Annotated in this window: 17 protein-coding genes, 1 tRNA gene and 1 pseudogene; 8 read left to right on the top strand and 11 right to left on the bottom strand. The window is 54.0% G+C overall.

The annotated features are described in order from the left end of the window. Positions 1-10 precede the first annotated feature (10 nt). Together uvrC and B1757_RS04425 are read right to left on the bottom strand one after the other, a co-directional pair. Positions 11-1873, bottom strand: a complete 1863-nt coding sequence (uvrC, locus tag B1757_RS04430; RefSeq protein WP_101537171.1) for an excinuclease ABC subunit UvrC — start codon at positions 1871-1873, stop codon at positions 11-13. A gap of 14 nt (positions 1874-1887) precedes the next feature. After that, positions 1888-2205 (bottom strand): gamma-butyrobetaine hydroxylase family protein, encoded by a 318-nt coding sequence (locus B1757_RS04425; RefSeq protein ID WP_101537170.1) that lies wholly within the window; start codon positions 2203-2205, stop codon positions 1888-1890. 90 nt (positions 2206-2295) lie between these two features. Between B1757_RS04425 and efp the strand changes: the two genes are divergently transcribed. Further along, positions 2296-2856 carry an elongation factor P gene (gene efp / locus B1757_RS04420; protein ID WP_101537169.1) on the top strand — a complete coding sequence of 187 codons (561 nt, stop codon included), beginning with the start codon at positions 2296-2298 and terminating at the stop codon, positions 2854-2856. Positions 2857-2895: 39 nt separating this feature from the next. Here the strand turns inward: efp and B1757_RS04415 are convergent, their stop codons facing one another. The 7 genes and pseudogenes from B1757_RS04415 to B1757_RS04385 all read right to left on the bottom strand — a co-directional run bounded on the left by B1757_RS04415 (position 2896) and on the right by B1757_RS04385 (position 10092). Then, on the bottom strand, positions 2896-3264 hold the full coding sequence (locus B1757_RS04415; protein ID WP_101537168.1) for an FtsB family cell division protein: 369 nt from the start codon (positions 3262-3264) through the stop codon (positions 2896-2898). Positions 3265-3326: 62 nt separating this feature from the next. Further along, positions 3327-4327: pseudogene (gene eno, locus B1757_RS04410) on the bottom strand (phosphopyruvate hydratase). Beyond that, a complete protein-coding gene (gene kdsA, locus B1757_RS04405; RefSeq protein ID WP_101537167.1) occupies positions 4324-5169 on the bottom strand; it encodes a 3-deoxy-8-phosphooctulonate synthase in 846 nt (281 codons plus the stop codon). The pseudogene eno and the gene kdsA overlap by 4 nt, the downstream one beginning before the upstream one ends. Then, on the bottom strand, positions 5166-6797 hold the full coding sequence (gene pyrG, locus B1757_RS04400) for a CTP synthase (RefSeq protein ID WP_101537166.1): 1632 nt from the start codon (positions 6795-6797) through the stop codon (positions 5166-5168). Before pyrG ends, kdsA begins: the two co-directional genes overlap by 4 nt. A gap of 153 nt (positions 6798-6950) precedes the next feature. Next, positions 6951-7994 carry an NAD(P)-dependent alcohol dehydrogenase gene (locus tag B1757_RS04395; RefSeq protein ID WP_101537165.1) on the bottom strand — a complete coding sequence of 348 codons (1044 nt, stop codon included), beginning with the start codon at positions 7992-7994 and terminating at the stop codon, positions 6951-6953. Next, a complete protein-coding gene (locus B1757_RS04390) occupies positions 7991-8689 on the bottom strand; it encodes a cupin domain-containing protein (protein WP_101537164.1) in 699 nt (232 codons plus the stop codon). Before B1757_RS04390 ends, B1757_RS04395 begins: the two co-directional genes overlap by 4 nt. A 95-nt stretch (positions 8690-8784) precedes the next feature. Next, on the bottom strand, positions 8785-10092 hold the full coding sequence (locus tag B1757_RS04385; protein ID WP_101537163.1) for an arsenic transporter: 1308 nt from the start codon (positions 10090-10092) through the stop codon (positions 8785-8787). Between the two features lie 92 nt (positions 10093-10184). On the opposite strand from B1757_RS04385, the gene B1757_RS04380 reads away from it, so the two are divergent. Genes B1757_RS04380 through B1757_RS04370 form a run of 3 tightly spaced genes read left to right on the top strand, consistent with a single transcriptional unit; the run spans position 10185 to position 11501 of the window. Next, entirely contained in the window at positions 10185-10502 is a 318-nt protein-coding gene (locus tag B1757_RS04380) for an ArsR/SmtB family transcription factor (protein WP_101537162.1), read from the top strand. Between the two features lie 22 nt (positions 10503-10524). Continuing rightward, complete coding sequence (locus B1757_RS04375) at positions 10525-11019, top strand: arsenate reductase ArsC (RefSeq protein WP_101537161.1); 495 nt, start codon at positions 10525-10527, stop codon at positions 11017-11019. Continuing rightward, complete coding sequence (locus B1757_RS04370) at positions 11016-11501, top strand: VOC family protein (protein WP_253253704.1); 486 nt, start codon at positions 11016-11018, stop codon at positions 11499-11501. The genes B1757_RS04375 and B1757_RS04370 overlap by 4 nt, the downstream gene beginning before the upstream one ends. A 25-nt stretch (positions 11502-11526) precedes the next feature. Here B1757_RS04370 and uvrB read toward each other — a convergent pair whose 3' ends face one another. Then, the gene (uvrB, locus tag B1757_RS04365; RefSeq protein WP_101537160.1) at positions 11527-13554 is read right to left on the bottom strand and encodes an excinuclease ABC subunit UvrB; all 2028 of its coding nucleotides are present in this window, start codon (positions 13552-13554) and stop codon (positions 11527-11529) included. Positions 13555-13679: 125 nt separating this feature from the next. Between uvrB and B1757_RS04360 the strand changes: the two genes are divergently transcribed. The 4 genes from B1757_RS04360 (at position 13680) to B1757_RS04345 (ending at position 17084) form a co-directional block, all read left to right on the top strand. Continuing rightward, positions 13680-13756 (top strand) — tRNA-Arg (locus tag B1757_RS04360). Between the two features lie 168 nt (positions 13757-13924). Next, positions 13925-14518, top strand: coding sequence for a uracil-DNA glycosylase family protein (locus B1757_RS04355; RefSeq protein ID WP_101537159.1), 594 nt, complete (start codon positions 13925-13927; stop codon positions 14516-14518). Between the two features lie 81 nt (positions 14519-14599). Next, complete coding sequence (locus tag B1757_RS04350) at positions 14600-14980, top strand: DUF488 domain-containing protein (protein WP_101537158.1); 381 nt, start codon at positions 14600-14602, stop codon at positions 14978-14980. 94 nt (positions 14981-15074) lie between these two features. Further along, positions 15075-17084, top strand: coding sequence for a hypothetical protein (locus B1757_RS04345; protein ID WP_101537157.1), 2010 nt, complete (start codon positions 15075-15077; stop codon positions 17082-17084). Here the strand turns inward: B1757_RS04345 and B1757_RS04340 are convergent. After that, positions 17030-18250 carry an O-antigen ligase family protein gene (locus B1757_RS04340; protein ID WP_101537156.1) on the bottom strand — a complete coding sequence of 407 codons (1221 nt, stop codon included), beginning with the start codon at positions 18248-18250 and terminating at the stop codon, positions 17030-17032. The two genes, B1757_RS04345 and B1757_RS04340, sit on opposite strands and share 55 nt — an antisense overlap. Between the last annotated feature and the right edge of the window lie 13 nt (positions 18251-18263).

The following is an 18263-nucleotide window of genomic DNA, read 5'->3' as shown; positions in this document are numbered from 1 at the left end:
GCTGGCTTCCTTAATGAAAATGCTCGTAAATGCGCTGGGCCAATTCCTGATGAATCCCCCCCACTCTTTGCAGGTCTTCCAGACCCGCAGCGCGAATTCCCTTCAATCCACCAAAAGCGCGCAGCAAGGCTGTGCGTCGCTTGGGACCAATACCGTCAATATGATCCAGCTCTGACTCCTGCCGGGTTTTGGCGCGCCTGGCGCGATGCCCGGTAATCGCAAAGCGATGGGCCTCATCCCTGATTTCCTGAATCACCAACAAGGCCGGATCATCCGGCGGCAATTGCCGCGCTTCTGCCCAACCAGGTACATGCAACAACTCCAGCCCCGGGCGCCGCGTTGTGCCTTTGGAAACCCCGCATAGCTGAATCTGTTGCTCAATTTCCAACAGGGCCAGCGCTGCCTGAGCACGGGCCAACTGTCCCGGTCCACCGTCTATCAGGACGATTTCCGGCAGGGCCAACCCCTCTTTTTTGAGACGACCGTAGCGACGATAAACCGCTTGCTCGATGGCCGCATAATCATCTCCACCCGTGACATCGCGGATATTGAAACGGCGATAAGCCTCTTTCATGGCGCCATCTTCACCGAAAACCACACAGGAGGCCACCGCAGCCTCACCACGAGTGTGGCTGATATCAAAACATTCGACTCGCTGCGGTAATTCCGGGAGTTCAAAAAACTCCTGCAGCAGCAACATCCTTCTCCGTCCGGCGCTGGCTTGCTGACCACGCTGGCGCAGGGTACTCAGGGCATTGGTCTGCGCCATGGCCATCCAGCGCTTACGCGGCCCTCGCTGTGGCGCATCCATCACCACTTTATGACCAGACTGGGCGACTAAAGCCTCGCTGACAGCCGCGTGGTTCCTAGGTAGCACATTCACCAGCAAATTCCCTGGAATATCCTTGTTAGTATAGAACTGCATGAGGAAACCGGCCATGACATCGGGTCCACGCAGGTCTTCGGCATGCTGGGGGAAAAGCGATCTGCCACCCAGTTGTCGTCCATTACGAATAAAACTGATGAAAATCACCCATTGCCCATTTTCCTGAAGCAAGGCGATCACATCAAAATCACCGCCACCAGCCTGAGCCACATACTGACGCTCCTGAATTTTCGACAAAGCGGCAATTTGATCCCTTCGCAGGGCCGCTTCCTCAAAATCCAGCCGCTCTGCCGCTTTCTGCATCCGTTCTCCGAGGTTGCGGATAGCCTCATCGCTACGCCCCTCCAGAAATCGAATGGTATCGCTCACATCCCGCGCGTAATCTTCGGGAAGAATATGCCCGACACAGGGACCACTACAGCGCTGGATCTGGTATTGCAGGCAAGCTCTGCTGCGGTTGCGAAAGGTATGCTCTTCGCAAGTGCGCAGCCGAAAGGCTTTTTGCAGTAATACCATACTCTCACGCAAGGCAGTCACGGCGGGATAGGGACCAAAATATTGGCCTTTTTGCTTTTGTGCGCCACGATGCAGACGCATGGGCGGGAAAGGTTCCGCTGACGCAATCAACAAATACGGATAACTTTTATCATCGCGCAGCAAAATATTATAGGGGGGATGATGGCGCTTGATGAGGTTGGCCTCCAGCACCAGGGCCTCGGTTTCCGTATGGGTAACCAACACCTCTACTCGCTGCACCTGCGCCAGCATGGCCAGGGTTTTGGGACTATGACGCTGCTTCTGGAAATACGAACTCACCCGCCGTTTCAGATTGCGGGCTTTGCCCACATAAAGTAGACGCCGGCCCTTGCCATACATCTGATAAATACCAGGATGGCTGGTCAGGGTGCGCAAAAAACCCGGCAGATCAAAAGGTTCTTCTGAATCGGCTAGGGCGTGCGCCGGTTTTTCAGGCAGATTCTGGGTCATTATCATACCGGCATTTACTGTACACCCGCCGCCTGCGCATCCAGTCGCCGCAAATATTCCCAGGTAAAAATCCCGGTACTGTGGCCATCACTGAAGTGAATCTGAATGGCATAATTGCCAATTGGCAGCACGTCCACAATACTGACGTCTTCCTTACCGGTAATGACCTGCGCTTCATCGGGCGTATGCCCCTTGCATTCTGCACAGGGACATTCCACCCGCAAATGCTCAAAGGATAATTGACTGGTATGGCCATCGGCCCAGTCGATTTCCATGAGGCGGCTGATCATCAGCGGACGAATTTCCAAGGGCTGGGTATGGGCATCAGACATGTAAAACCTCGCAAGGACCGGTCTGGTCATCAATAAACCTCTAGGGTACAATTCACGCCCTCTAAAGGGAATGCCCATAAGGATGATGGTATGAAGATTTCCGCCTTTGATATTCGCCCAGGCAATATCCTGGAGCACGAAAAGGGGCTTTGGCGTGTACTCAAAACCGATTTTGTGAAGCCGGGTAAGGGTGGGGCTTTCGTCCAGGTCGAAATGAAAAACATCGAGACCGGCACCAAATCCAATACGCGCTTCCGCTCCGGCGAAACTATGGAAAAAGCGGTGGTAGAAGCCCGAACCATGCAATATTTGTATGCCGACGCTACCGGCTATGTATTCATGGATAATGAAACCTTCGAACAGAGCATTCTCAGCGAGGATCTACTGGAAGGACAAACAGGTTACCTTTTGCCCAACACAGAAATCCAGGTCAATTTGCATAATGACCGCCCCATAGGCGTGGAATTACCTTCAATCGTGGTCCTGGAGGTTGCCGAAGCAGATCCGGCCATCAAAGGTCAGACGGCCACGGGTTCCTACAAATCTGCGCGCATGGAAACCGGCATTACGGTGATGGTGCCGCAATTTGTCAACTCCGGTGAGAAAATCCGAGTTAATACCACGGATGGCACGTATATAGATCGCGCCTGACTGAGCTACATCCCCTGACCGGGATGTAGACACGTGTTTTCAGGAAATTTCGGCAGGAACAGAAGAATCGTCGGTATTCTGAGATTTTGCCGGAATAACCCAGACAAAAATTTCCCCTTTGCTGACCATACCTAGATGGCGCCGAGCCAGTTCTTCCACGGCACGATCTCCACTTTGCAAGCTGACCACCTTGGCTTCCAGATGGTCATTGCGGGTTTCCAGCTTTTGTAAAACAGCCAGCCGGCTATCCAGCTTTTGATGTAATTCACCGGCATTCAGCCAGCTGCCCGTTCCGAACCAGAGGGGATATTGCAGAGCGCACAGAGCGGCGAGCAGCATGAAATCGATCAGTCGCATTTCCGATTTTGCCATACTCACTTTGGCTTTGAACTGCGCCCAATCCCACATACTGAAATAATCTCCAAAAATGGCAGGCGCCGCTATTCAGCGCCTTAACTTTAACTATCCTTTTAGTCGAGATTATAAAAAGTTGCAAGTCCTGGATAACGGGCCACTTCGCCTAATTCTTCTTCAATACGCAAAAGACGATTATATTTGGCCACCCGATCGGTACGTGACAAAGAGCCGGTTTTAATTTGTCCACAACCAGTGGCTACCGCTACATCGGCCAGAGTCGTATCTTCGGTTTCGCCAGAACGGTGGGAAACAATTGCGGTATAGCTATGGGTCTTGGCCATTTCAATAGCCGCGAGCGTTTCAGATAAGGTACCGACTCACTGGAGGCCACATCCATGCCCAACCAGATATCCTTGCCGGGCTGATAACCGGCCTGGGCAATAGCATCCATCAACAGCTCCAGAGCTGCCTCGTTGGAAGGCAGGTTGGGGGCGAAACCGCCTTCATCACCCACAGTAGTAGCCAGACCCTTTTTCTGGAGTACAGCCTTGAGGCTGTGAAATACTTCCACGCCCATCTGCAAGGCTTCGGAAAAAGATTCAGCCCCCGCAGGAATCAGCATGAATTCCTGCATATCCACATCATTGTCGGCATGGGCGCCGCCGTTGATGACATTCATCATGGGCACCGGCAATTGTATCGGACCCAAGCCGCCTATATACCGATAAAGAGGCTGCCCGGCGGCATGGGCCGCCGCATGGGCCGTAGCCAGGGAAACACTCAAAATGGCATTGGCACCCAGGCGTGACTTGTTTTCGCTGCCGTCCAGTGCGCACATGGCCGCATCCAGATATTCCTGGTCTTCGGCTTCCATGCCCAGCAGAGCATCCTGAATTTCACCGTTCACATGTTCTACGGCTTTGCGCACCCCTTTGCCGCCGTAACGGGAACCACCATCCCGCAACTCCATGGCTTCACGCTCGCCCGTAGATGCCCCGCTGGGAACGATGGCGCGACCCATGGCGCCATTTTCCAGATGCACCTCTGCCTCTACCGTGGGATTACCACGTGAATCCAGTACTTCACGACCTTGAATGCGAACGATGGCGCTCATATTAATTCCTCGGGATGATTTTCAGGGAAGTCTTGGGCTTTGACCAACTGGTCAATATGTTTGAGGGTTCGTAGCAGATTTTCCATATGTCCCAGCGGCCAGGCGTTGGGTCCATCGGAAAGCGCTTCAGCAGGACGGGGATGGGTTTCCATGAACAGTCCGGAAATACCGGCGGCTACAGCGGCTCTGGCCAGCACCGGCACAAACTCGCGCTGCCCGCCCGAGCGATCCCCCTGCCCGCCCGGCAATTGCACGGAATGGGTGGCATCAAAAACCACCGGGCACCCGGTCTGGCGCATCACCGCCAGGGAGCGCATATCCGAAACCAGATTATTGTAGCCGAAAGAGGCCCCGCGCTCGCAGACCATGATCTGCGTATTACCTGTCGCCCGGGCCTTGGCAGCGACGTGGAGCATATCCCAGGGCGCCAGAAACTGTCCTTTTTTAATATTGACCGGCTTACCCGCAGCTGCTACCGCTTGAATAAAATCCGTCTGCCGGCACAAAAAAGCGGGGGTCTGCAAGACATCGACCACTTCGGCTACCGCTTGAACGTGCTCTTTTTCATGGACATCCGTAATAACCGGCACCCCTAATTCCTGGCGCACCTTTTCGAGAATACGCAGGCCTTCTTCCATACCGGGGCCGCGAAAGCTTTTGCCGGAAGAACGATTGGCCTTGTCATAAGAACTTTTATAAATGAAGGGAATTTCCAGGCGTCGACAAATGTCCCGGAGATTTTCTGCCGTCTGCAAGGCCAGAGTTTCGTTTTCAATGGCACAGGGTCCGGCAATCAGAAAAAAAGGACGATCCAGTCCTACCTCAAAACTACAGAGTTTCATGCCTGACGCTCCCTTTGAGCCACAGCCGCCTTCATGAAGGCATCAAACAAGGGATGCCCCTGGCGCGGATTACTGGTGAATTCCGGGTGAAACTGGCAACCCAAAAACCAGGGATGACCAGCCAATTCCACCACCTCCACCAAAGCCCCATCCGCTGAAAAGCCGGTATATTGCAAACCTGCCGCAGCCAAGGGCTCGCGATAACGGTTATTGAACTCGAAGCGGTGGCGATGACGCTCATAAATAGCTGTCTGCGCATAGGCCCTGGCTACCAGGGTATCGGGCTGGAGGGTGCATTCCTGCTCGCCCAGACGCATGGTCCCACCCAAATTACCGCCCTCTTCCCGATATGCCGTGTGGCCTTCAGGGTCCGACCATTCGGTCATCAGGGTGATCACCGGATCGGGTGTTTCCGGATCCAGTTCTGAACTGTTGGCATTATTCAGACCCGCGCAGTGGCGGGCGAATTCTACCACGGCCAACTGCATCCCCAGACAAATGCCCAGATAAGGCACCTGATTTTCACGGGCATAGCGAATCGCCGTGATTTTCCCCTCGGTACCTCGGCCGCCAAAACCTCCTGGTACCAGCACCGCATCCGCTTGGCGCAGCATGGCTGTGCCCTGGGTTTCAATGTCTTCGGCATCCACGTACAAAAACCGGACCTTGCGCCGCGCCCGCAACCCGGCGTGGAGTAAGGCTTCCGCCAGGGATTTATAGGATTCGGTCAGGCCGACATATTTACCCACCAGGGCAATGACCACTTCTCCCTGAGGGTTTTCCAGCGCCTGAATAATTTGCTGCCATACACCGAGATCGGGTGCGGGCGCCTGCAAGCCCAGATCCTGTAAAACCAGGTCATCCAGACCCTGGGCATGGAACAGTAAAGGCAGACGATAAATGCTGTCCGTATCAATGGCGGAAATCACCGCCTTTTCGGTGAGATTAGAAAACAGGGCGATTTTGGCGCGATGATCTTCGGGAATGGGACGATCCGCACGGCACAACAACACATCGGGCTGGATACCAATGGCCCGCAACTCCCGCACGGAGTGTTGGGTCGGCTTGGTTTTCATTTCACCCGCAGAGGGCAGATAGGGCACCAGAGTCAGGTGCATGAAGAGGGTGTTACCGCGCCCCTCCTCTACCGCCATCTGCCGGATCGCTTCGAGAAAGGGTTGGGACTCTATGTCCCCCACGGTTCCACCAATTTCCACCAGAGCCACATCCGCATCATCCGCACCAATCCGGATACGGCGCTTGATTTCATCGGTAACATGAGGGATGACCTGCACGGTTCGCCCCAGATAATCCCCGCGACGCTCTTTTTCGATAACCGTCTGATACACCAGACCGGTTGTGAAATTGTTCCGCTTGGTCATGCGGGTCGAGATGAAGCGCTCGTAATGCCCTAAATCCAGATCAGTTTCGGCACCATCAGCGGTCACAAAAACCTCGCCATGCTGGAAAGGGCTCATGGTCCCCGGATCCACATTGATATAGGGATCAAGTTTCAGCATGGTGACCTTGAGGCCACGCGCTTCCAGTAACGCCGCCAAAGCGGCACCGGCAGCACCTTTGCCCAACGAAGAAACCACACCACCCGTCACGAAAATGTATTTGCTCATAGGCCTCGAAGTGCATGCGCTTGATTGCAGTGCATGGTAGCCAATTCGGGCCTACGGCACAACGCGAAGAATGACTGCGGCAGAGAAATGATCGGCGCGAGACCGGGGTAGGATAACCATCCATCCCCGGTGGTTTACGGCCAGGAAAATCGCCTAGTTCAAGGTAGCCATATCAATGACAAAACGGTATTTCACGTCGCTTTTCAGCATCCGTTCATAGGCCGTATTGATGTAGTCCATGGGGATCATTTCAATGTCTGAACCAATGCCATGTTCCGCACAAAAGTCCAGCATTTCCTGAGTTTCCTGAATACCACCAATCAACGAACCCGCCAGTTGCCGACGCTTGCCAATCAGATTGAACACGGCCGGAGAGGGATGGGGTTCAGCAGGCACCCCCACCAGAGTCATGGTGCCATCCCGCTGCAAAAGACTCATAAAAGCATCGAGATCATGGGAGGCGGCAACCGTATTGAGAATAAAATCAAAACTATTGGCATGTTTTGCCATTTGTTCTGGATCCGTAGATATGCACACCTCATCCGCACCCAGCCGCTTGCCATCCTCAACCTTGCCGGGAGACGTGGTAAATAATACAACATGCGCTCCCATGGCATGAGCTAACTTGACCCCCATGTGACCCAAGCCCCCCAGGCCGACAATACCGACTTTCTTGCCCGGGCCGACTTTCCAGTGACGCAGAGGGGAATAGGTGGTGATGCCGGCACAGAGCAGTGGTGCCACACTGGCAAGATCCTTGGCGTCGTGCCGGACTTTCAATACAAAAGATTCCTTGACGACAATGCTTTGGGAATAGCCGCCATAGGTGTTTTCTCCACCAAACATGGGGCCGTTGTAGGTACCGGTAAAACCGTTTTCGCAATATTGTTCATCGCCATCGTGGCAGGAACTGCAATGACCACAGCTGTCGACCATACATCCCACTCCGGCATAGTCTCCTACCTTGAAGTTTTTGACCTGATCACCAACGGCCACCACCTTGCCGACAATCTCGTGTCCGGGAACCGATGGATAAAGGGTGTTATGCCATTCATTGCGGGCCGTGTGTAAATCGGAATGACAAACTCCACAGTACAGAATCTCAATTTTGATATCTTCCGGACCCGGCTCACGTCTTTCAATGTCGTGGGGGGCCAAAGGGCTGGTGGAAGATTGGGCTGCATAAGCTTTCGTCATATTATCTCCTTCATCTTGCGTACTTGAGAAGCATCTTCCGGAACAGGAAGATGCCCGGTCTTGACCAGTATCAGACAACCCTCCTTGCTGAAAGGTTGATGTTGACTGCCATGCGGGCTGCGCATCCAGGTTCCAGCGGGATACTGCCCATGCTCATCGGCAAATATCCCTTCCAAAACCAGGATTTCTTCACCGCCGTAATGGCGATGGGGCTGAAAATAAGTGTCCGGCTGCCAGCGTACCAAAGCCGTATGCTCGCCTTCAAAATCTGCCAGGGGTAACACCGTCAGCCCATCCACCAGCCCGGGAGACCAGCGCGCTTCCGCCATGTTGATGCGTACCGGCTGCAAATCCCGAGGGTTGAAATGACGTAACTTCACAAAAAGAATACAGCCCTCCTCCGAATAGGGAGCGTGGGTGGAGCCTGGCGGGTTGCGGATATAGGTTCCAGGACCATAGCTTCCGGTACTGTCAGAAAATGTTCCCACCAGCACAAAAATCTCTTCGCCGAGAGGATGAGTGTGTTCAGGGAAATGGGCACCCGCCGCATAACGCACCACAGAAGTCGCCCGGGCCTGCTCTGCGCCATCGCGCTCCAGCAGACGCCGCTCAATGCCGCCCGCTGGTGAACCCTGCCAGGGCAAATCCGGCGTATAAATAATGACCGACTGAGACCAATCGGTATTGAGCTGCATCATCATCTCCTGTTATTACATACCGTCTGGTTGGTATAAATTTTAGGGAATGACGGCTCCCACGTCAAGCTGTCGACGTGGCAGAGCATCCCTTGCTATATGTGCGGTAGCCACCAGGCCAGCATCAGCAGGGTCAGAAACAATACCGGTGGGGTGATGAGCAAACCCGTTTTCATATACTGCCCCCAGCCAACGGTCACGCCTTTACGGCTGAGTACATGCAACCAGAGCAATGTCGCCAGACTCCCTATTGGGGTGAATTTCGGCCCCAGATCACAACCGATGATGTTGGCGTAAATCATGATTTCCCGCAGCATGGGGTCTGCCGTAGCGGGCAGGTGATGGATTGCCAGCGCGCCCACCAGCACCGCAGGCATGTTGTTCATGATAGAAGACAGCAGCGCCGCCATAAAACCTGTGCCCAAAGCGGCCACCACGGGGCCATGCTGCGCGAAATCATGCAGGGCCATGCTCACATAATGGGTCAGGCCCGCATTGCGCAAACCATAGACCACCAGATACATACCCAGACTGAAAACCACAATGGCCCAGGGTGCCTCGCGCAGTACTTTACGCACCGGAATTTGCGCGCCTCGTCCGCCCTGCCACCAACGTCCCGCCAGAATCAGCATGATCAGCGCGCCGGTACCGGTGACCACAGAGACCGGCACATTCCAATGTGCCGTCACAAAATAGGCCACCAGCAACAAAATCAGCACCGGAAAACTGGCACGAAATACCACTGGATCTTTGATGACCGAGGCGGGAGCCGGTAAATGCGCCGTAGGATAACTGCCCGGTACGCCGCGCCGGAAATACAGCCAGAGCACAATCAGCGTGGTCAGTAAGGCCATCATATCTACCGGGACCATGACCGCCGCATAGCGGGAAAAGCTGATATTAAAATAGTTGGCGCTGACGATATTTACCAAATTGGAAATCATCAAGGGTAAACTGGTGGTATCCGCGACAAATCCGGTGGCAATGATAAACGCAAAAGTTGCCTTCGCTGAAAAATCCAGACGCAGCAGAATCGCCATAACAATTGGTGTCAGTAGCAAAGCAGCGCCATCATTGGCAAATACCGCAGCAATACAGGCCCCCAACAACACGATCAGCATAAACAGCCGTCGCCCCTGCCCGCCTCCCCAGCGGGCCACATGCAGGGCCGCCCAGTGGAAAAATCCGGCTTCATCAAGAATCAGGGAAATGATAATCAGGGCCACAAAGGTAAAAGTCGCATCCCAGACAATATGCCAGACAATGGGAATATCGGCCCAGGTGATGACTCCTGTAGCCAGGGCCAGCACTGCACCACCCATGGCACTCCAGCCAATACTCAGCCCCTTGGGTTGCCAGATGACCAGAATCAGAGTCACGAGAAAAATGATCATGGCCAGCATGGTGGCACACTCCGCAGCGGTGGAAATTGGCGCCAGTCTTGACGAGGCAAGGATATTTGTCAATACTACAAGAAATATTCTTGGATTGAATTATGGAAATCTCAAAAGAAACCGAAAATGTCGTTCACCAGCTGGAATCTCTGGCCTCTTCTGTTCGCCTGGAAATTTTTCGTCTGCTGGTGGAGCAGGAGCCCACGGGACTGGTTTCCGGAGAGATTGCCGAGCATCTGCAGCAACCTCACAACGGTATCTCTTTTCATTTGAAAAGCCTGCAACATGCCGGCCTGGTGACGGTGCAACGGGAGGGTCGCTATCAGCGATACCGTGCGGACATGCCTGTGGTGCGGAAATTAGTCGCCTATCTGACCGAAAATTGTTGTCGTGGCACCCAGAATTGCGCCTTACCCTAACCTCTTGAAGAGGAATGCGTTCATGAAGACGCCTGAAATTCTGTTTCTATGTACAGGAAACTCCTGTCGATCCATTCTCGCGGAAGTCACTCTCAATGGACTGGCTGCTGCACGCCTGCACGCGACGAGTGCAGGCAGTCATCCCGCCGGTTACGTCCACCCGCGCTCCATTCAACTCCTGCAGCAGGAAGATTTTGCCACGGAAGGCCTGCGCAGCAAGTCCTGGGATGACCTTCAGAACACCCCGGATGTGGTCATCACCGTATGTGCCAGTGCTGCCGGAGAAACTTGCCCGGCCTATCTGGGACCAGCCCTGCGTGCCCATTGGGGCGTGGACGATCCGGCGAAAGCCACCGGCTCTGAAGCGGAAATCAATGCGGCTTTTCAAACGGCCTACCACATTCTCCGGACCCGCATTGAAGCCTTGCTGAAACTGCCCGTGGCCGAACTGCTCGAAAAAGATCCTGCGCAATTAAAGCAGGCGCTGGACCGCATCGGGAAACTGGAAGCCCAATGATGGCCACGCCTGAAGTCAATCCGGCCATGATTCCGGCTACCCAGGAGTTTCATCTCAGCTTCCGGGTAGCCGACCTGGCCATCAGCACCCGATTCTATACGCAGTTTCTAGATGTTGCTCCCAAGCAGAGTACGGCGCGCTTCAGCACCTTCATTGTGCCGCATTTATGTTTGAACCTGGTCATTCTGGTCAATGATCGGGATGAGCCTCTCGACACTTATAGTTTGTACCATGTGGGTCTGGGGGTTAAGGACCGGGCGGCGGTCATCGAAAGTTATCATCGTGCTTTGGCAGCCGGCGCTGAAATCGTCAAGGCCCCCCGCACCACCTGGCGCGGCACACCGCTGCATGAACTCTGGCTGCGCGATCCTACCGGTTATAATCTGGAGATTTACGCCCGCCTGAATGATGCGGAGTTGGCGGAAATGCCCGCCGATCAGGAACCGATTTTTCTGGTTCTCGGAGCTGCACCCACTCCTTGAAAAACCCGGAAGCACCTGCTGGGGGTTAATCTTCTACCAGAGAGACCTCCAAGTCGGTACCCAAGAGGCGCTTTTCCAGCTTTTTGATTTCGTCCCGCAATGCTGCCGCCTGCTCAAACTCCAGGTTACGCGCATGGCGGTACATGTTTTCTTCCAGCTCCTTGATTTTTTTGGCCATCGCTTTCGGATCATTGAGCAGCTGATAACTGCTGTTTTTTTCGGCCACTTTCGCAGCAGGCTGGGCATTGCGCCGATAAACCCCCTCGATGATATCCGCCACCGGCTTCACAATTCCCTTGGGGATAATATGGTGGGCCTGATTGAATTGCACCTGTTTTTCGCGACGACGTTCGGTTTCCCGCATGGCGGCGGCCATGGATTTGGTCACCTGATCCGCATACAAGATCGCGCGCCCGTGCAAGTTCCGTGCGGCCCGACCAATGGTTTGGATCAGCGACCGCTCCGAGCGCAAAAAGCCCTCCTTGTCGGCATCGAGAATGGCGACCAGTGCCACTTCCGGCATATCCAACCCCTCCCGTAAGAGGTTGATACCGATGAGTACATCAAAAACACCGGCGCGCAAATCACGAATGATTTCCACCCGTTCGACGGTTTCAATATCCGAGTGCAAGTAGCGGCATTTAATCCCCAGATCATGTAAATAATCGGTCAAGTCTTCGGCCATGCGCTTGGTCAGCGTCGTGACCAGAATCCGCCAACCACTCTGGATCACGACCTGGATTTCACTGATCAGATCATCGACCTGACCCTTGGCCGGACGCACCTCCACCTCCGGATCCACCAACCCGGTAGGACGTACCACCTGCTCGACAATCTGCCCGGAATGCGCCATCTCATAGGGGCCTGGAGTAGCGGAAATCATCACGGTCTGGGGCATCAAAGCCTCAAATTCAGGAAACATCAAGGGCCGGTTATCCAGCGCAGAAGGCAGGCGAAAACCATATTCCACCAGGGTTTCCTTGCGTGAGCGATCGCCCTTGTACATCCCCCCGAACTGGGGAACGGTGACATGGGATTCATCAATAAACAGCAGCGCGTTGACCGGTAGATAATCCATCAAAGTCGGTGGTGGCTGCCCCGGTGCCCGCCCCGACAAGTAACGGGAATAATTTTCAATCCCGGAGCAATAACCCAGCTCGGCCATCATTTCCAGGTCAAAACGGGTACGCTGTTCCAGGCGCTGGGCTTCTACGAGCTTATTGGCTTTGCGTAAATCTTCAAGCCTTTCGCGCAGTTCTTCCTTGATACTTTCCAGGGCCTCCAGAATGGTCTCGCGAGGCGTCACATAGTGGCTTTTGGGATAAATGGTATAACGCGGCAGGCGCACAATGGTTTTTCCGGTGAGCGGGTCAAAAAGGGACACCCGCTCGATTTCATCCCCGAATAATTCCACCCGTACCGCTTCTTCTTCACTTTCGGCGGGCCAGATATCAATGACGTCACCGTTGACGCGAAATGTACCGCGCTTCAATTCCAGAGGGTTGCGCGAATACTGCATTTCGGCGAGGCGCTGGAGAATGGCGCGCTGGTCCATGGTGTCGGATTCCCGCAAATGCAAAATCATGCCATGGTAAGAAGCGGGGTCACCCAAACCATAAATGGCAGAGACAGTGGCTACGATAATGACATCGGGTCTTTCCAGCAGAGCCTTGGTTGCGGAAAGGCGCATCTGCTCGATGTGGTCGTTAATGGAAGCGTCTTTTTCAATAAAGGTATCGGAAGACGGCACATAGGCTTCGGGCTGGTAATAATCGTAATAGCTGACGAAATACTCCACAGCATTGTGCGGGAAAAAGGCGCGCATCTCCGCATAGAGCTGTGCCGCCAGGGTCTTGTTGGGCGCCATGATGATGGCCGGACGCTGGGTTGCGGCAATGACATTGGCGACCGAAAAGGTTTTGCCCGAGCCCGTCACCCCCAGCAGGGTCTGAAAAAACTCTCCGTCGGTCAGCCCTTTAACCAGCTGGCGAATCGCCTCTGGTTGGTCGCCCTGGGGCGCGAACTCGCTTTCCAGAATGAAGCGTTTATCCATTTATACCTCCGCATGAATCATGTATCACTTTGGATACCGTGGCATCATTCCACCAAACCTACCCTTCCCTGATGTTGATGCCTACTTTACAATAGATGGGCTGATATAAGCATACGCTCATTCATGCGCCTGTAGCTCAACTGGATAGAGCAACGGCCTTCTAAGCCGTAGGTCAGGGGTTCGAGTCCCTTCAGGCGCACCATATAAAACAAATGGTTATGAACAATTCCAAGCCCTTTTTATTTGCCTGTTGATTTTTCGCGATACTGGCGCGACAGCAAGCCATCAAAAGCGCTGTCGCGGAGATTCTTTCATGGCTACTATTTTACCCACGCATCCCTCTCGAACTTTCGGGGGATAACGAACCGCTATGGCAACACCAAAAGCAGAACTGACGGAACTACTCCAGAAACTCCAGCATTGTGAAATCTGTGCTGCAGCGCTGCCCCAGGCACCGCGTCCGGTTCTGCAAATCCACCCACAGGCACGCATTCTCATTGCTGCCCAGGCACCGGGACGGCGCGCTCATGCCAGCGGGCTTCCCTTTGATGATCAAAGTGGCGAGCGCCTGCGCGAATGGCTGGGGGTCAGTCGGGCACAGTTTTACGATCCGCATCTATTTGCGCTGGTACCGATGGGATTCTGTTATCCCGGAAAAGGCCATGCGGGGGACCTCCCGCCCCGGCCGGAGTGCGCATCACACTGGCGCGCTCCGCTTCTCCGTCATTTAAATCAAGTCGAACTGACACTGGTCATCGGCCAGTACGCCCGGAAGTACCATCTGCCGGATACGCGCGGCTCCCTGCAGGATCTGGTCAGCAACTGGCGCCAATACTGGCCGGACCTGATTCCTCTACCCCACCCCAGTCCCCGCAATACCCTCTGGCTGCGCCGCAACCCCTGGTTTGTCGAGGAAGTTCTGCCAGCGCTGCAAGAAAGCGTTGCAAAAATTCTAGAACCATAAAATTAATTTACAAATCAATAGGCAATCATTCACCAGCGAATCATTTTCGACAAGGCTATAGGCACTGACTAGAATAAATTTATGGAGAAGCAACAACGCATCGAAATCATTCCCTGGCGCGTGTATGAACGCCCCTTACCCAGAGGCTTTCGGGTATTGGCCGAACGCCTCTGGCCACGCGGAGTCCGCAAGGAAGACCTGCCTCTGGATGCCTGGCCCAAGATTCTGACCCCCAGTACGGCGTTAAGGCAGTGGTTTCATCATGATATCACCCTCTGGGAGGAGTTTCGCCAACGCTACCTGCAGGAGTTAGCCCTGCAAACTACTGAGGCCGGACACTTGCTGGATAGCGCTGCAGGCAGGCCGCTGATTCTTCTCTATGCCGCTCAGAACAAACTGCACAATGGCGCATTGGTGCTTCAGTCGTTTCTCGACGCCTGCCAGCGGCAAAAGGAAAGTTGACTTTTGCCGGATGATTCGTGACATTCAGAGAGCGCATTTGCAAACTTCGTGAACCAGCCTGGCGACTTCAACACCCATTATTGACGAGGGACAGATGCACAAACGCCGCACTTTCCTGAAGCTTATCGGATTAGGGGCTATTTCCATACCCGTGGCAGAGCTGGCTCTGCATTCCGGCAAACTGATATCCAGAGCCTACGCAGGTTCCGCCCTCGTAACACCGCCCGGTCACTATCGCACCTCATGGATTGGCAACAGCTTTGCCGGCAAGGGAAGCAATGGTCAGGGACGTTGGGTACAGGATGAAATCGTGGCCATGACGGTCACTGGGGATGGTACGGTTTTGACAGCCTCTTTGTGGGACGAGGCGGGGCGCTGCACGGGTCTTTACAAGGATGGCGACACCAATCAGCAGTGCCTCATGGCTGAAGGCGAAGGCAAAGCCAATGCCTGGGGATGGGGAACCGCTGGTACCAGTGTTGCTGCAGTGAACGACTGGATTTTTATCAGCAACACGGCTGGAAACTTGCTGCAGTTTCGCTGGACTGAGCCTGGCAATATCCAGTCAACCATTCATTACCAAGGCTATGAAAAAACGGGCCTGGTCACAGCCATGGCAGCCAGATCCGATTTTTTGGCCATTGCCGGCAAAAACGGGAAAATCCAGATTCGGCAAACACAGAATATGCACCTTGAACGGGTTCTGCCTATCCCTAGCGTGCGCGGAATAACCATGGATGCGCAAAATACCTTATGGATATTGCAAGGCGGCAGTATCCACCACGTCAGCATGAGTGGGCAGCGCCTGCCGGGGACTATTCCCCATATGGATCAGGCCACTGCCTTGGCCATCGGCCCGGATAATACGCTCCTGATATGCGACAACGGCCCCAGCCAACAGGTTTTGCAATACAATATTGACTCTACACCCCATATTGTCGCCCGCTATGGTCTCAAAGGGGGATTACGCGCGGGGACTCCCGGAAAAATGGCGCCCGACAAGTTCTTTGCCTTGCGTGGGGCGGGCATGGACACTCTGGGAAACCTGTACGTGGGCATGTGTTTCGGACCTAACCCGAATTCACCGGTTGTCATTCGTTCTCTGGACCGGCAAACAAAACCACGCTGGGAGCTCTCCAAATATGCCTGGGTTACCGCATTTTGTTTCGATCCCCTTCATAATGGGACGGTTGTGTATGGACCCGAATCCATATTCTCCTATGACCCCGAAAAGGCACCGGGAAAGGGCTGGAAAGCTACTGCCATTACTCTGGACGCTATTCGCTATCCTCATGACCCACGAATCATGGGGAAAAATGCCTGCTCAACGGAAATACGCCATATTCAGGGCAAGCGCCTCCTCTATACTATGGGCCAAACTGGCGGGGGATATGATCTGTATGCTTTTGAAGCATCGCCCAGTCAAATCGCTTATCCGGTGGCCGCAGTCAAAGGCGATGGCTTTGCCTGGAATGTCGATGCCCAGGGGGGAATCTGGCGCGGTCAGACGCCCGATCAAACTATCTGGCATTATGCTTTCGCATCGTGGTCAGATTCTGGAATACCCCGATTCAAGGAACCCGTCCGCTATCCCATCCCTGCCCTGTTTACGCGGGTGACCCGGGCACATTACGACAGTGCCAGCGATAGCCTGTATATGGGTGGGTACACCAATGAAAAGCCCAAAAAAAGCTGGGGGCTGATTGGTGCCGTCATTGCCCGCTACGATCACTGGACCAGCACCCAACCGCAACTGCGCTGGGTCATCAACACGCCTTTGGACGGGCACGACCTGCCACCCAAAGCTTTTGATATTGCCGGAGATTGTTTGTTTACCGTCGCAGTATTCCCAACTCACGGGAAGGATGCCGTAGTGACTATCTTCCGACTCGAAGATGGTAAAAAAGTGGGAACCCTGTCACCAGATGAGTCCGTTGGCAGCCACAGCGGCTGGATTGACATGATCCACGCTATTCACGCACTCCGCCGTAAAAACGGCCAATATCTCATTATAGTTGAGGAAGATGCGCGGGGTAAAAATCTGGTGTATCAATGGACGCCTTCGCAAGCGGTCACCGGGGTTTCTTCTTCGGAAGATACATAGTGCACGGCCATCAGAATGGCAAAGGGTATGGCCTGCCCTTCCAGCCAGATGAAGGTGTCGGCAAAGCTACCCAGGACAAACCATAGCCAGGTCACCACCTGCACATAGCGGAGGAGGGGCTCACTTTGTCGCCATGCCCTGATCCATAAATATCCCATTAAAACGATCAGCGGGACAAATCCAAACAAACCCAATTCCGACAAATAGGCCAGGAAAGAATTATTCGGTCCGATCATGCTATCCACAACGGGCGGTAATTTGGGCTCCAGACCCCGCTGGGCCAGATCATAATAAGCGGCACGAAATTGCCCGGCCCCCACCCCGAAAAACGGATGTTCGGCAAACATCTGCAGTGCGGAATGCGCATAAACCAGACGCAATCCCACACTGGTAATCACCCAGCCATTGAAAAACAGGTACACATCAAAAACCGCCTGCACCCAGCGGCTCCGCAATACGGGAGACAAAAGAGCAATTCCTGCCACAACAAAAACACTCAGCGCTCCGGCGATTCGATATCGGGGAAACATCCACAGCAATACGAGCAGTGCCAGTATAAAAAACACTGCCTGACCCGTTCTACCAATGGTGAACATCAACTGCCAGAGCAATAACAGGAATATAAACACCGCGACGCTTGGACTCCAGAACAGTTTTTTATCCTTGATGGCAAAGAGCAGCAGCAACAAACCGGAAGCCAGCATCATGCTGAAGGTAATATGGGTCTGCGCCAGACCAATGGGTCCCTGACCCAATAAATTGCGAAAATGCCAGCCCAGTACCTGGGCAACACCAATCAAGCCGTTGACAGTCAGGGCCAGAATAAAAGCCCTGAGCAGATCAACAAAACGCTGTCGACTCCAGGGCATGGCAGCCACCAGCGGTAAGAACCATAAGTACCAGATATGCCTTACCGGACCGAGATGATCAGCAAACAAATGATAATGAAACAAATCATAGATGTTGATCAGCGAAATCAGGCCGACTGACAACAAAAACACATGGGAACGCAGATTGCGAATATATCCGGCCCAGACAAAAGCCAGCAGAAAAATCACGGCAGCAAACTTGGTCAACGCAATAGCCAGAGGAATACTCAGCAATACCAGCCACAAAGCCAAGAACGGTAATTGTTCGCGTGATAACAGCTCATGATGGACGCGCATCAGCCTATTCCCG

Source organism: Acidithiobacillus marinus (genome assembly GCF_002847505.1).
Taxonomy (GTDB): Bacteria; Pseudomonadota; Gammaproteobacteria; order Acidithiobacillales; family Acidithiobacillaceae; genus Acidithiobacillus; species Acidithiobacillus marinus.
The sequence above is the reverse complement of the archived record's forward strand: the minus strand, read 5'-3'. Positions and strand labels throughout refer to the sequence as shown.

Excerpts from the sequence above, each read along its gene's own strand:
- efp (WP_101537169.1), top strand. The coding sequence starts at position 2,296 with ATGAAGATTTCCGCCTTTGATATTCGCCCAGGCAATATCCTGGAGCAC.
- B1757_RS04415 (WP_101537168.1), bottom strand. The coding sequence starts at position 3,264 with ATGTGGGATTGGGCGCAGTTCAAAGCCAAAGTGAGTATGGCAAAATCG.
- B1757_RS04385 (WP_101537163.1), bottom strand. The coding sequence starts at position 10,092 with ATGCTGGCCATGATCATTTTTCTCGTGACTCTGATTCTGGTCATCTGG.
- uvrC (WP_101537171.1), bottom strand. The coding sequence starts at position 1,873 with ATGACCCAGAATCTGCCTGAAAAACCGGCGCACGCCCTAGCCGATTCA.
- B1757_RS04350 (WP_101537158.1), top strand. The coding sequence starts at position 14,600 with ATGGAGAAGCAACAACGCATCGAAATCATTCCCTGGCGCGTGTATGAA.
- B1757_RS04355 (WP_101537159.1), top strand. The coding sequence starts at position 13,925 with ATGGCAACACCAAAAGCAGAACTGACGGAACTACTCCAGAAACTCCAG.
- kdsA (WP_101537167.1), bottom strand. The coding sequence starts at position 5,169 with ATGAAACTCTGTAGTTTTGAGGTAGGACTGGATCGTCCTTTTTTTCTG.
- B1757_RS04370 (WP_253253704.1), top strand. The coding sequence starts at position 11,016 with ATGATGGCCACGCCTGAAGTCAATCCGGCCATGATTCCGGCTACCCAG.
- pyrG (WP_101537166.1), bottom strand. The coding sequence starts at position 6,797 with ATGAGCAAATACATTTTCGTGACGGGTGGTGTGGTTTCTTCGTTGGGC.
- B1757_RS04380 (WP_101537162.1), top strand. The coding sequence starts at position 10,185 with ATGGAAATCTCAAAAGAAACCGAAAATGTCGTTCACCAGCTGGAATCT.
- B1757_RS04395 (WP_101537165.1), bottom strand. The coding sequence starts at position 7,994 with ATGACGAAAGCTTATGCAGCCCAATCTTCCACCAGCCCTTTGGCCCCC.
- B1757_RS04345 (WP_101537157.1), top strand. The coding sequence starts at position 15,075 with ATGCACAAACGCCGCACTTTCCTGAAGCTTATCGGATTAGGGGCTATT.
- uvrB (WP_101537160.1), bottom strand. The coding sequence starts at position 13,554 with ATGGATAAACGCTTCATTCTGGAAAGCGAGTTCGCGCCCCAGGGCGAC.
- B1757_RS04340 (WP_101537156.1), bottom strand. The coding sequence starts at position 18,250 with ATGCGCGTCCATCATGAGCTGTTATCACGCGAACAATTACCGTTCTTG.
- B1757_RS04390 (WP_101537164.1), bottom strand. The coding sequence starts at position 8,689 with ATGCAGCTCAATACCGATTGGTCTCAGTCGGTCATTATTTATACGCCG.
- B1757_RS04425 (WP_101537170.1), bottom strand. The coding sequence starts at position 2,205 with ATGTCTGATGCCCATACCCAGCCCTTGGAAATTCGTCCGCTGATGATC.
- B1757_RS04375 (WP_101537161.1), top strand. The coding sequence starts at position 10,525 with ATGAAGACGCCTGAAATTCTGTTTCTATGTACAGGAAACTCCTGTCGA.